The organism is Delftia sp. WSY_16 (assembly GCF_043104415.1).
Classification (GTDB): Bacteria; Pseudomonadota; Gammaproteobacteria; order Burkholderiales; family Burkholderiaceae_C; genus Comamonas; species Comamonas tsuruhatensis.
Map to the genome: position 1 here is coordinate 336,780 of NZ_JBICKS010000005.1, position 11,680 is coordinate 348,459.

Here is an 11,680-nt window from a genome sequence, read left to right on the forward strand (position 1 = left end):
TGTCTCCGCTTGGGGTCCCCGGCTCAGCGGGAAGCCAGTTCCATGATCCGTACCTGGTCGGCGTCCCTGCGCTCGACGATGCCCGTCATGCGTCCCTCATGCATGACCAGGATGCGGTCGCTCATGCCCAGCACTTCGGGCATCTCCGAGGAAATCATCAGCACGGCCGCGCCCTCGGCGGCCAGCGTGCCGACAAGGCGGTGGATCTCGGCCTTGGCGCCGACATCGATGCCGCGCGTGGGCTCGTCGAGGATGAGGATGCGGGGCCGCGTCAGCAGCCAGCGGCCGATCAGCAGCTTTTGCTGGTTGCCGCCCGACAGGTTCTGTATCTGTTCATGCAGGCCGGGCGACTTGATGCGCAGCGTGCGCGCCATGTGCTCGCAGTCGCGGCGCAGCGCAGCCCGCTCGACGAAGCCGCACTTCACATGGCGGCTGCTCAGCACCGCCATCTCCATGTTGGCCTGCAGGTCCAGGCCCGTGAAGCAGCCGGTGTCCTTGCGGTCCTCGGTGAGAAAGGCCATGCCGTGCCGCATGGCCTGCGCGGGCGAGTCGATCTTCACCGGCCGGCCGTCGATGCGGATCTCGCCGCTGGTGGCGGGCACCACGCCGAACAGCGCCTCGGCCAGATTGGAGCGCCCGGAGCCCACGAGGCCGGCCACGCCCAGGATTTCCCCGGCGCGCAGCTCGAAGCACAGACCGCTGAATACGCCCTGCACGCCCAGCCCGTCCACGGATAGCACCACGTCGCCCAGGGCCACGTCCTGCTTGGGGAACATCTGTGTGATCTCGCGCCCCACCATCATGCGGATGATGTCGTCGCGCGTGACGTCGGCGGCCGCATGCGTGCCTATGTAGCGGCCATCACGGAACACCGAGAACTCGTCGGCGATCTCGAACAGCTCGTTCATCTTGTGCGTGATGTAGACGATGCCTTTGCCCTGGCTGCGCAGGTGGCCGATGATGCGAAACAGGTGCTCCACCTCCCTGTCGGTGAGCGCGGAGGTGGGCTCGTCCATGATCAGCACCTCGGAGTCGAAGGACACGGCCTTGGCGATCTCCACCATCTGGCGGCTGGCCACGGTCAGCGTGCGCACCTCGGCCCCGGGATCGATGCCGATGGCCAGCCGGTCGAACAGCGCCTGCGTGCGCTGGCGCAGCTGGCGGTGGTCGACCAGGCCGAGGCGGTTGAGCGGCTCGCGGCCAATCCAGATGTTCTCGGCCACGCTCATGCCGGGCATGAGGTTCAGCTCCTGGTGGATCATGGCAATGCCCTGCTGCAGCGCATCCAGCGGGCCGTGCAGCGTGACGGGCCTGCCCCTGAGGCGGATCTCGCCCTGGTCGGGCGCATGCATGCCGGCAATGATCTTCATCAGCGTGGATTTGCCGGCGCCGTTCTCGCCCATCAGCGCATGCACGCTGGCGCTGCGCACGCGCAGCTGCACATCGGCCAGTGCCACGACGCCGGGAAACGACTTGCCCACGCCACGCACTTCCAGAAGCCAGTCGCCAGCAGGGGATGGGGAAGCTGCAGGCCAGGGGGCGGCCTGCGGCCTGCCCGGCGAGACGGTGGGCATGGGCACTCCTTGGAGGACAGGTTGTGAAGAGGTGGCGGGGGTGACGGGGCGACGCGGACCAGGCGAGGCCGGCTCAAGGCCTGGCGTACTGGTCCATGTTCTCGGGCGTGACCAGTTCGAAGGGCACGTTCACGAAGCGCTCCACGGCCTGCTTGCCGGCCAGGCGCAGGGCGGCATCGACGGCATTGGCGCCCTGGCCCGCCAGGTTCTGGAAGACGGAGACCTTGAGGTCGCCGTTCTTCATGGACGCCAGCCCGTCCGGCGTGGCGTCTATGCCGGCCACGATCATGTCGGGCGTCCATTTCCTGGCCGACTTCAGCGCGTTGATGGCGCCTATCGCCATCTCGTCGTTGTTGGCGAGGATGGCGTCGAACTTCATGCCCGAACTCAGCCAGTTCATGGTGATGTCCTGGCCCTGCGTGCGGCTCCATTTGCCTTCGCGCTTGTCCAGGATCTTCATGCCTGCGCACTCGCGGGTCGCCAGCACTTCCTCGATGTCGCGGGTGCGCACGCGCGCCGAATCGTTGGACAGCTCGCCCATCAGCACCAGCAGGTCGCCCCGGCCGCCCAGCAGCTTGCAGACCTGGCGGGCCTGCAGCGTGCCCGACAGCTTTTCATCGGACGCGACCACGGCAGTGCCTGCGGGCAGCTTGTCGAAATCCACGGGCTGGCGGTTCACGTAGACCAGCGGAATCCGGGCGGCGCTCACCATGCGGGTGATCTTGGGCGTGGCGTCGGTATCGACCGGGTTGACGATGATGGCGTCGGCCCGCTGGGCAATCATGTTCTGGATCTGGCTCAGCTGCTTGCCCACGTCGTTGCTGGCGTCCTCGATCTGCACGCCGGCTCCGTGCTTTTTCGCTGCATCGACGATGCCGTTGCGCAGGATGGTCAGGCCCGTGTCGTCAAACAGCGCCATCGCCACGCCGATCCTGAGGGGCTGCACCGGGGCCTGGGCCTGCGCTGCCCGTGGCTGTGCCTGAGCCTGGCCATGCAACGGCAGGGCGGCCAGAAGGGCTGCGGCAATGGCAGCCAGCAGGTGTCTTTTACTCATCCCTCGTCTCCTTGTTCCTGAGCGGCAGCGGGGCGCATGCAGGCCCCGCATGGACTCGCCACACACCGGATTGCACCGGACCGTGAGGAGAACTGTAGTTCCGCGCCGTGAAATTTTGGAAATTAATTTCTAAGTGATTACACCTAAGGAAAATAATTTCCAATAGTTTTAATCTTTCGAACATGTTCCGAACGGCGGACATCGGAGACAAGGCAAGCCATGACAAGCACTGTGAAATTGACCGTCAGCCAGGCGCTGGTCCGCTACCTGGCGGCCTTGCGGGCCGAGGTCGTGCAGCCGGACGGCAGCACCTCCATCCAGCCCTATTGCGGCGGCGTGTTCGCCATCTTTGGGCATGGCAACGTGGCCGGGCTGGGCGAGGCCCTGCATGCCGAAAGGCACAGGCTGCCCACCTTTCGCGCCCACAGCGAACAGGGCATGGCCCATGCGGCCGTGGCCTTTGCCAAGACCCATTTCCGCCAGCGCATGATGGCCGTGACCTCCAGCATCGGCCCCGGCGCCACCAACCTGGTGACCTCCGCCGCGCTGGCGCATGTGGCGCGCCTGCCGCTGCTGCTGCTGCCCGGGGACATCTTTGCCTCGCGCCTGCCCGATCCCGTCCTGCAGCAGGTGGAGAGCTTCGAGCAGGGTGATCTGAGCGCCAACGACTGCCTGCGTCCGGTCACGCGCTACTTCGACCGCATCATGCAGCCCGGGCAATTGCTGGCGGCCTTGCCGCGCGCCATCCAGGTCATGACCGACCCGGCGCAGTGCGGCCCCGCCTGCCTTGCGCTGCCGCAGGATGTGCAGACCCAGGCCTTCGACTGGCCCATGGATTTCTTCCACCCGCCGCTGATCCGCCTGCGCCGCCCGCCGGCCGATGCCGCCGAGCTGGAGCAGGCCGTGGCCTTGCTGGCCTGCGCCAAAAGGCCGCTGATCGTGGCGGGCGGCGGCGTGCTGTACAGCCAGGCCTGGGAGGCCTTGCGCGTGTTTGCCGAAACGCATGGCGTGCCGGTGGCCGAGTCGCAGGCCGGCAAGGGCAGCCTGGCCTGGGACCATGCCCTCAACCTGGGCGCCATCGGCGTGACCGGCTCGCCGGCTGCCAACCACGCGGCCCGGCACTGCGATGTGCTGCTGGCCATCGGCACGCGGCAGCAGGATTTCACCAGCGGCTCGCAGGCGCTGTACAGCCAGGCCACGGTGCTGGGCCTGAACGTGCAGCCCTTCGATGCCGCCAGAAAGCGTGGCCGCCAGCTGGTGGCCGATGCCCGTATTGGCCTGGCCCAGCTGGGTGCAGGATTGGCCGGCTGGCGGGCCGATCCACGGTGGACCGAAGAGCTGCGCGCCCGGGCCTCAGCCTGGGCACAGCGCGTGGCGGAGCTGACATTGCACGCGCCCCAGGGCGAGCTGCCCTGTGACGCCGAGGTGATCGGGGCCTTGCGCGAGTCTGCCGCCGACTCAGGGCTGGACAGCGCCCGCAATGACGTCGTGGTCTGCGCGGCCGGCACGCTGCCGGCCGAGCTGCACAAGCTGTGGCGCAGCGGCCTGCCGGGCAACTACCACGTGGACTATGCGTATTCCTGCATGGGCTACGAGATCGCGGGCGGCCTGGGCGTGAAGCTGGCAAGGCCCGAGCGCGAGGTCATCGTGGTCGTGGGCGATGGCTCCTACATGATGCTCAACGCCGAGCTGGCCACCTCGGTGCTGCTGGGCCGCAAGATCATCGTCGTGGTGCTGGACAACCGCGGCTACGGCTGCATAGAGCGGCTGCAGGTGCGCTGCGGCGGCGCCAGCTTCAACAACATGCTCGACGACTGCGTGCCCGAGGGGGGCGAGCGCTCGTCCATCGATTTCGCCCGCCATGCCGCTGCGATGGGGGCCGAGGCCGTCCACGTGGGCGGTGTGCAGGAACTGCGCCGCGAAATGCTGCGTGCGCGGGCGTCCCGCCGCAGCCAGGTGCTGGTGATAGACACCACCCACCACCGCACCACGGCCGACGGCGGCGCCTGGTGGGAGGTTGCCGTGCCCGAGGTCTCGGGCCGCCCCGAGGTCCAGGGCGCGCGGCGCGAGTACCTGCACCACAAGGCAGGCCAGCGGCGCTGACGCCGCGCCACCGTCGCCCTGCCCGATTTCTGCCCATCTGCCCATCTGCCTAACTGTCTAGGCGCCTATCTGCCCCAAGGAGGACTCGCATGAACTGGAAGGTTCGCATCGGTATCAATCCCCTGTCCTGGATGAACGACGACCTCCCTTCGCTGGGGGGCGATACGCCGCTGGACACGGCACTGAAGGAGGGCGCCGAGATCGGCTACGCAGGTTTCGAGCTGGGCAACAAGTTTCCGAAAACCGGCCCCGCGCTCAAGGCCACGCTCGACGCGTACGGGCTGGCCTGCGTCTCCGGCTGGTACTCGGGCTTTCTGGCGCAGGCCGATGCGGGCAGCGACGACCAGGCCCTTGCCGCCGAGGCCGAGCGCTGCAAGCCCCACATGGACAGGCTGCGCCACAACGGCGTCGACGTGGTGGTCTATGGCGAATGCGCGGGCACGGTCCAGGGGCAGATCGGCACGCCTGTGTCCCGGCGCCCGCGCTTTGCCGACGATGCGGCCTGGCAGCGCTATGCGTGGCGGCTGGATGCCTTTGGCGCGCACCTGCTGGAGTGTTACGGCATCCGGCTGGCCTATCACCACCACATGGGCGCCCAGGTGGAATCCCCGCAGGATGTGGACCGCCTGATGGCGCTGACCGATCCGCGCAAGGTCTTTCTGCTGTTCGATACCGGCCATGCCTACTACGGCGGCGCGGCCGATCCGGCGGCGCTGCTGAAAAAACATGTGGCGCGCGTGGCGCATGTGCATTGCAAGGATGTGCGTCCCCAGGTGATTGCCCAGGCACGCCAGGGCGACTGGAGCTTTCTGCAGGGCGTGGTCAACGGCATCTTCACGGTGCCGGGCGACGGCGCGCTCGACTTCGAGGCGGTGCTGCGCACGCTCAGGGATGCCGGCTACCAGGGCTGGCTGGTGGTCGAGGCCGAGCAGGACCCCGCCATCGCGCCCGGCTACGCATACGCGAAAAAGGGCTACGAGACGCTGCGCGCGCTTGTGGAGCGGCTGGGCGCCTGAGGCCATCCGGCATCGAGGCATGAAAACCAAGGGAGGACAACGTCATGACATCTGCAATCCACCATGCCCTGCGGGGCCCTGCGGCCCGGTCCACCGTACCTTGCCTGTGCGCTGCGGCGCTGGCCGGCGCAGCCAGTCTGGCCGCGGCGCAAGGCAGCGTCACGCTGTATGGGCGCCTCGTCAGCGGTGTCGACTATATGAACCGCATTGCCGGGGGGCCGGGCCGGTCTTCCGATCAACTCCGGCACGCCGGGCAATGGGGCGCGACCTGGTGGGGGCTGCGCGGGGCCGAGGACCTGGGTGGCGGCCTGAGCGCCGTCTTCCATCTCGAAAGCCAGTTCTCCGCCGACGATGGCACGGTGGGCGACAGCTTCTTCAGCCGCTATGCGGTGGTCGGCCTGCGAAGCCAGACGTACGGCACGCTGCTGCTGGGCCGGGCCATGGGCATTCCCGATGGCGAGGTCTGGGCGCTGGACCCCATGGGCCTGCAGGCCATGGGCGCGGGCACGCTGCAGGGCAACCGGACCTGGGGGTCGCGCCCCAATGCCATCAGCTACCAGTCGCCGGCCTGGGGCGGGCTCTCGTTTCGCACCCAGCTGGGGCTGAACGGGGAGGCGGGCCGTTCCCGGGCCTGGCGCCAGGCCGCCGCCAGCGTGGGCTATGAGCAGGGGCCGCTGGTGCTCAAGGCCTTCTACGAAGAAATCCGCGACGGCAACGGCGCGTTCAGTTCGCTCTACACGGCATCGCGCCTGTACACGGTGGGAGCAACCTACCGCGTGGGCGGCCTGAAGCTGTTCGCGGGCTACAGCCAGATCCGGTCAGGCCTCCTGACGGTGGCCGACGCCGACAACCCGGCAGGCGCCCGCAGGCAGCAGACCTACTGGATGGGCGCCAACTACCAGGCCACGCCGTCGCTGGTGCTGGTGGGCGGCGCCTACCGCGCCAACCGAAGTGGCGGCGGCGCCAGCCTGCTGAGCCTGGGGGCCAATTACCATCTTTCCCGGCGCACCATGCTGTATGGCACGGTCGGCACCCTCTCCAACGGGGGCACAGCCTCGTTCTCGGTGGAGGCCAACAGCGGCAAGCCGCTGCCCGGCTCCGGCCAGCAGGGGCTTTACGCGGGCGTCGTGCACTCGTTCTGAAGCCGCCTTCGCCGCGCATCAACCCTCAGCCCGGCCGGGTCAACCCCCGCTGGGCCGGCCCCCTTGGGGCGGGGCGGTGCCGCTTGGCTGTATTCTTGGCGCTTGCCTTCACGCAGCCTTGCGGCCGTCCCCAACATGCATTTGTCCAGACGCGAATTCCTCGGCGCCGGCGTGGCCGCCGCCTGTGCCTCGCTGGTCGGTTGCGCGGCCTCGGCGCCCGTGTCGGGCAGTTTCCTGCAGCCGTGGCGCAGCCATCTGGAGATGCCGCGCGACCAATGGCGCCAGCGCCTGGCCGCCACCCAGGCGCTGGGCTGCCGCGAGCTGTTCGTGCAATGGAGCGGCCTGCTGGGCGATACCGAGGCGGACAGCTGGATGCTGGCCGACGCGCAGATCGCCGACCTGCTGGACATCTGCACCGAACTGGGCATGGGCGTGCACCTGGGCCTGCCCTATGACGAGCGCTGGTGGAAGCAGATCAGCCTTGACAACGCCGCAGGCCCTGCGCCCTACCTGGCGCATATCGCCGAGCTGGGCGCCAGCCACATGTACGCCAGCACCTGGCCGCGCCATGCGGCCTTTCGCGGCTGGTACATCCCCTACGAGCTGGAGCAGTACCACTGGGCCGCGCCCGAGCGCATCGAGCTGCTGGTGAGCGCGCTGCAACCGCTGGCCCAGGCGGCAGCGGCCACATCCGGCCAGGTGCCCGGCATCTCCACCTATTTCAGCCAGCTGCAGACCCTGGGCAGCCTGCCCACGCTGTGGAGCATCCTGCTGGACCGCGTGTCCCTGCGCCCCATGGTGCAGGACGGCGTGGGCGTGGCGGGCCTGGGCAACTACGAGGCGCTGGCGCCGCTGCAGCAGATGCTGCTCGAGCGCAGGGCGCCGTTCGATCTCATCGTGGAGCTGTTCGAGCAACTGCCGCCCGCGCGGCCCGATGGCTCGGACTTCCAGGCGCGCACGGCCAGCTTCGAGCGCGTGCGTCGCCAATGGGACGTGGCCCGCGACTACGGCGCCCAGCGCGTCGTTGCCTTCGCCATCGATCCCTGGGTGCTGAACGACACGCCCGAAGCCCGGCAACTGCTGCGCGGGTGGAAATCCGCCGCGCGCTGAGCGGCAGGCGGCCGGGTCAGAAGCGCTTGGCGATGATCTCTCGCAGGATCTCGCTGCTTCCGCCGAAGATGCGCAGTGCCCTTGCATCGGCCCAGGCACGGCCGATGCCGTATTCCGCCATGTAGCCGTAGCCGCCGTGCAGCTGCAGCAGCTCGTCCAGCACCTGGCCCTGCAGCTCGGTGGCGTTGAGCTTGGCCATGGCGGCGGTGACGGAGTCCAGCGAGCCTTCCATGTGCTGGGCCAGGCAGTCGTCCAGGAAGACGCGCAGCATGGTGGTCCTGGCCAGGGCGTCGGCGAACTTGAAGCGGGTGTTCTGGTAGTCGAGCACGCGGCGCCCGAAGACCTTGCGGTTGCGCACGAACTCGGCAGCCTCGTCCAGCATGCCTTCGGTGGAGGCCGCCGCACGCAGCGCGATCGCCAGCCGCTCCTGCGCCAGCTCCTGGGTCACATGCTCGAAGGCTGCGTTCTCGCGCCCCAGCAGGTGGTCGGCCGGCAGGTGCAGCTCGTCGAAGAACAGCTCGCAGGTGTCCTGGCTGTGCTGGCCTATCTTGCGCAGCGCCGGGCCCTTGCCCAGGCCCTTCATGCCTTCTTCCACCACGAACAGCGACAGGCCGCGCGCGCCCAGGTCGGGCTCGGTGCTGGCCAGCACCACCATCAGGCCGGCGTTGACGCCGTTGGTGATGAAGGTCTTCTGGCCGTTGAGCACGTAGCCGCCGCCTTCACTCTCGCTCTTGCGGCGGGCGCGCGTGCGCACGGCCTTGAGGTCGCTGCCCGCGCCGGGCTCGGTCAGCGCGATGGCGCCGATCAGCTCGCCCGTGGCCATGCGCGGCAGCCAGCGGTCCTTCTGCACCTGCGTGCCGAAGTTCCAGAGATAGGGCGCCACCATGTCGGAGTGGATGGAAAAGCCGATGCCCAGGCAGTTGGCACGCGCCAGCGCCTCGATGACCACGGCCGCGTGGCCGAAGTCCCCGCCCTGGCCGTAGGGCGGGGGCAGGTCGCAATTGAGCAGGCCGCTGTCGCCAGCCTTGCGCCACAGGGCGCGCGGCGTGATGCCCTCTGCCTCCCAGTCATTGATGTGGGGCAGGATCTCGGTGGCCACGAATCGGTCCACCTGTTCCTTGAACAGCAGGTGGTCTTCACGCAATACGGAGCGGGTGCGCATGTCTGTGTCGGTCTCCTTGGGCTGGGTCAGGGGCGATAGGTGTCGGTGGCGCTGGCCTGGCCGCGCAGCACGGGGGAGGCGGCCGTACCCGTCATGAACAGGCTGTAGTGGTCGCCGGGCTGCAGCTGGGGCAGTGCCAGCGGCGCGCTGACGGCCTTGGCGCAGCTGGCACTGAGCTGGGCGCTGACCGGGTTGATGGAGCGGCTGGCCGATGCGGCCGGCGCCACGCCGGTGAACAGGGGCGTGCCCGCGGGCGCGACCTGCAGGCTGCCCTGGGGGCAGTCCGTGGTGAGGTTGTAGAAACGCAGCTCGGCCTTGAGCGCGTCCTGGCTGCCGCCGGAGTCGTCGATGGCCGTGAAGCGCGTGGCCGCGTTCTTGCCCTGGCGCTGCGGCACCAGGGTGGTGAAGCTGCCCGGCGCCACCTTCATGCTGCCGGCGCTCTTGCCGTCCAGCTGGATGGCAAAGGGCGTGTCGCCCTTGACGATGGCGTAGCTGCTGGCCGGCTTGCTGCCGGACAGCGTCTGCTCGGGGCCATCGGCGATCTTCACGCGCAGGCTGCCCGCGTCGGGGTGGACCACGCGCACGAAGGACGAGCCTGCGGGGGGGCGCGCGGCGTACAGCTGGGCCAGCGTGCCTTCGGCATGCGCTGCAGGCAGGCAGGACAGGGCCGCCAGCCCGGCCAGGGTGAACAGTGCTTGGCGCCTCACAGCGGAAAAAACGGAAGTCATGCCTGCAGATCCTTGTTTCATTGGGCGGGGCGCATGCGCGAGTCGAGGTACATGCGCTCCAGTTGCTTGCGGTCGGCCTTGTCGGTCTGGGTCAGCGGAAAGCCATGGCAGGCCAGCAGTTCCGACGGAATCATGTAGGGCGGCACGCGCTGGGCCAGCAGTTCGCGCCATCCGGCCAGGTCTTCGGGCAGGGGGTGCATGCCGGGCGGGCCGCTGCGGTCCAGGTCCACGAAGCCGATCATGCGCACGATGAAGCCGTCGGGCCGCTTGAGTGCCACCGCCGCGCCTGCGCGCACGCCGGGCAGGGTGGCCAGCACGGCATCGACCTCGGCCAGCTCGATGCGGTAGCCGTGCATCTTGATCTGGTCGTCGCGCCGGCCGTGGAAGGTGACCAGGCCCTCGCCGTCGATCTCGCCCAGGTCGCCCGTGCGGTAGCCGCGCTTGCCGTTGCGCATGAACATGCGTGTGGCGTGCAGGTCGGGGCGGTTGAGGTAGCCGCGCATCACGTGGTCGCCGGCCACGCAGATCTCGCCTTCGTCCAGGAACACATCGGCATAGGGCTTGGCCCGGCCGATGGGAAAGGGCAGCGGCGCGCGCTGGCGCAGCGCGGGGTCGATCTCCACCCAGGTGGTGGAGCAGGTGGCCTCGGTGGGGCCGTAGGAGTTGATGATGCGCGCCTGGGGAAAGCGGCTCCACAGCGCCTCGGCCACGGTGGGCGTGAGCGATTCGGCGCCGAAGACGAAGACGCGCAGGTCGGGCAGGTGCTGCTGGTCGAAGTCGGCATCCAGCAGCTGCTGGCGCACGAAGGAGGGCGTGGATGCCCAGACGTTCACATGGGTGCGCGCCAGGTAGGCGGCAAAGGCCTGGCGGTCGGCAATGGTCTCGCGCGCGCACAGCACGCATGCACCGCCCGTGACCAGGGCGCCCATCCAGTTGAACAGCGAAAAGTCGAAGCTGAACAGCATCTGGTCCATGAACACCGGCGCCTCGCCCAGGGCCAGGCAGTCGCGTATCCAGCCGGCGAACAGGCCCATGCTCTCGCGCCCGATCTGCACGCCCTTGGGATCGCCCGTGCTGCCCGAGGTGAACATGATGTAGGCCAGCGATTTTTCCTGCAGCGGCTGCGCGGCGATGCCGGTGTCCACAAAGCTGCGGGCCTGCGCGTCGTAGTGCAGGCCGGCCTGCACCAGCGTGGCGATGCGCGCCATGCGCTCGGCCGGGTTGATCACGTCCACGGGGACAAAGGGCACGCCCAGGCGCAGGCAGCCGAGGATGGCCACGAGAAAGGCCGTCTCCTTGTGCCCCGTGATCAGCAGCGGCTCGTCGCGGCGAGCGCCGCGCGCCAGCGCCTGCTGCTCCCATTGCTCCACGGCCTGGGCCAGTTGCTGCCAGCCCAGCGTGCCGGCGGCATCGATGACGGCCGGCCGCTGCGTGCCGGCGTCGGGCTCGATGAAGTCGAAGCGGTCAAAACTGAATCGCATGCGGGCTCCTTGCGGCGGTGGGTGGATGGGGATGGCTGCGCAGGCCGGGCCGACAGTGCCGGCGTCTCATCACGCCTTGCGCTGCTCGGCCACGTACTGCGCCAGCGTTTGCACGGACTCCAGGTGCAGGTCGATCTCCGATGGCGGTATCTTGACGCCGAATTCCTTCTCGATGGCCAGGGCCACGTCCACGGCGGACAGCGAGTCCACCAGGCCCGATTCGAGCAGCAGCGTATCGGGCTCGACCGAGGTCAGGATGATGGCTCCGATGATCTGGGCAATCTTGGTTTCGATGTCATTGTGGGACATG

At 68.7% G+C, this 11,680-nt stretch carries 10 protein-coding genes; 4 read left to right on the top strand and 6 right to left on the bottom strand.

Going from position 1 to position 11,680, the window contains the following annotated elements; all coding sequences use genetic code 11:
• Positions 1–23 precede the first annotated feature (23 nt).
• Positions 24–1,574 (bottom strand): sugar ABC transporter ATP-binding protein, encoded by a 1,551-nt coding sequence (locus tag ACF8O7_RS04715; protein WP_034364969.1) that lies wholly within the window; start codon positions 1,572–1,574, stop codon positions 24–26.
• 73 nt (positions 1,575–1,647) lie between these two features.
• Complete coding sequence (locus ACF8O7_RS04720; protein WP_016449897.1) at positions 1,648–2,628, bottom strand: sugar ABC transporter substrate-binding protein; 981 nt, start codon at positions 2,626–2,628, stop codon at positions 1,648–1,650.
• A gap of 219 nt (positions 2,629–2,847) precedes the next feature.
• On the opposite strand from ACF8O7_RS04720, the gene iolD reads away from it, so the two are divergent.
• The 4 genes from iolD to ACF8O7_RS04740 all read left to right on the top strand — a co-directional run bounded on the left by iolD (position 2,848) and on the right by ACF8O7_RS04740 (position 7,999).
• The gene (gene iolD / locus ACF8O7_RS04725; protein ID WP_392442564.1) at positions 2,848–4,731 is read left to right on the top strand and encodes a 3D-(3,5/4)-trihydroxycyclohexane-1,2-dione acylhydrolase (decyclizing); all 1,884 of its coding nucleotides are present in this window, start codon (positions 2,848–2,850) and stop codon (positions 4,729–4,731) included.
• 89 nt (positions 4,732–4,820) lie between these two features.
• Positions 4,821–5,747: a myo-inosose-2 dehydratase gene (iolE, locus tag ACF8O7_RS04730; protein ID WP_392442566.1), complete on the top strand. Its 927-nt coding sequence runs from the start codon at positions 4,821–4,823 to the stop codon at positions 5,745–5,747.
• 44 nt (positions 5,748–5,791) lie between these two features.
• The gene (locus ACF8O7_RS04735; protein WP_392442567.1) at positions 5,792–6,889 is read left to right on the top strand and encodes a porin; all 1,098 of its coding nucleotides are present in this window, start codon (positions 5,792–5,794) and stop codon (positions 6,887–6,889) included.
• A 135-nt stretch (positions 6,890–7,024) separates the two neighbouring features.
• Positions 7,025–7,999: a DUF4434 domain-containing protein gene (locus ACF8O7_RS04740; protein ID WP_016449893.1), complete on the top strand. Its 975-nt coding sequence runs from the start codon at positions 7,025–7,027 to the stop codon at positions 7,997–7,999.
• Positions 8,000–8,015: 16 nt separating this feature from the next.
• Here the strand turns inward: ACF8O7_RS04740 and ACF8O7_RS04745 are convergent, their stop codons facing one another.
• From ACF8O7_RS04745 to ACF8O7_RS04760, 4 genes are all read right to left on the bottom strand, one after another.
• Positions 8,016–9,161, bottom strand: coding sequence for an acyl-CoA dehydrogenase family protein (locus ACF8O7_RS04745; RefSeq protein WP_016452419.1), 1,146 nt, complete (start codon positions 9,159–9,161; stop codon positions 8,016–8,018).
• Between the two features lie 26 nt (positions 9,162–9,187).
• Positions 9,188–9,889 (bottom strand): alginate O-acetyltransferase AlgF, encoded by a 702-nt coding sequence (locus tag ACF8O7_RS04750; protein ID WP_016449891.1) that lies wholly within the window; start codon positions 9,887–9,889, stop codon positions 9,188–9,190.
• 17 nt (positions 9,890–9,906) lie between these two features.
• The gene (locus ACF8O7_RS04755) at positions 9,907–11,370 is read right to left on the bottom strand and encodes an AMP-binding protein (RefSeq protein ID WP_392442569.1); all 1,464 of its coding nucleotides are present in this window, start codon (positions 11,368–11,370) and stop codon (positions 9,907–9,909) included.
• Between the two features lie 69 nt (positions 11,371–11,439).
• Entirely contained in the window at positions 11,440–11,679 is a 240-nt protein-coding gene (locus ACF8O7_RS04760; RefSeq protein WP_016449889.1) for an acyl carrier protein, read from the bottom strand.
• Between the last annotated feature and the right edge of the window lies 1 nt (position 11,680).

Excerpts from the sequence above, each read along its gene's own strand:
- ACF8O7_RS04715 (WP_034364969.1), bottom strand. The coding sequence starts at position 1,574 with ATGCCCACCGTCTCGCCGGGCAGGCCGCAGGCCGCCCCCTGGCCTGCA.
- ACF8O7_RS04720 (WP_016449897.1), bottom strand. The coding sequence starts at position 2,628 with ATGAGTAAAAGACACCTGCTGGCTGCCATTGCCGCAGCCCTTCTGGCC.
- iolD (WP_392442564.1), top strand. The coding sequence starts at position 2,848 with ATGACAAGCACTGTGAAATTGACCGTCAGCCAGGCGCTGGTCCGCTAC.
- iolE (WP_392442566.1), top strand. The coding sequence starts at position 4,821 with ATGAACTGGAAGGTTCGCATCGGTATCAATCCCCTGTCCTGGATGAAC.
- ACF8O7_RS04735 (WP_392442567.1), top strand. The coding sequence starts at position 5,792 with ATGACATCTGCAATCCACCATGCCCTGCGGGGCCCTGCGGCCCGGTCC.
- ACF8O7_RS04740 (WP_016449893.1), top strand. The coding sequence starts at position 7,025 with ATGCATTTGTCCAGACGCGAATTCCTCGGCGCCGGCGTGGCCGCCGCC.
- ACF8O7_RS04745 (WP_016452419.1), bottom strand. The coding sequence starts at position 9,161 with ATGCGCACCCGCTCCGTATTGCGTGAAGACCACCTGCTGTTCAAGGAA.
- ACF8O7_RS04750 (WP_016449891.1), bottom strand. The coding sequence starts at position 9,889 with ATGACTTCCGTTTTTTCCGCTGTGAGGCGCCAAGCACTGTTCACCCTG.
- ACF8O7_RS04755 (WP_392442569.1), bottom strand. The coding sequence starts at position 11,370 with ATGCGATTCAGTTTTGACCGCTTCGACTTCATCGAGCCCGACGCCGGC.
- ACF8O7_RS04760 (WP_016449889.1), bottom strand. The coding sequence starts at position 11,679 with ATGTCCCACAATGACATCGAAACCAAGATTGCCCAGATCATCGGAGCC.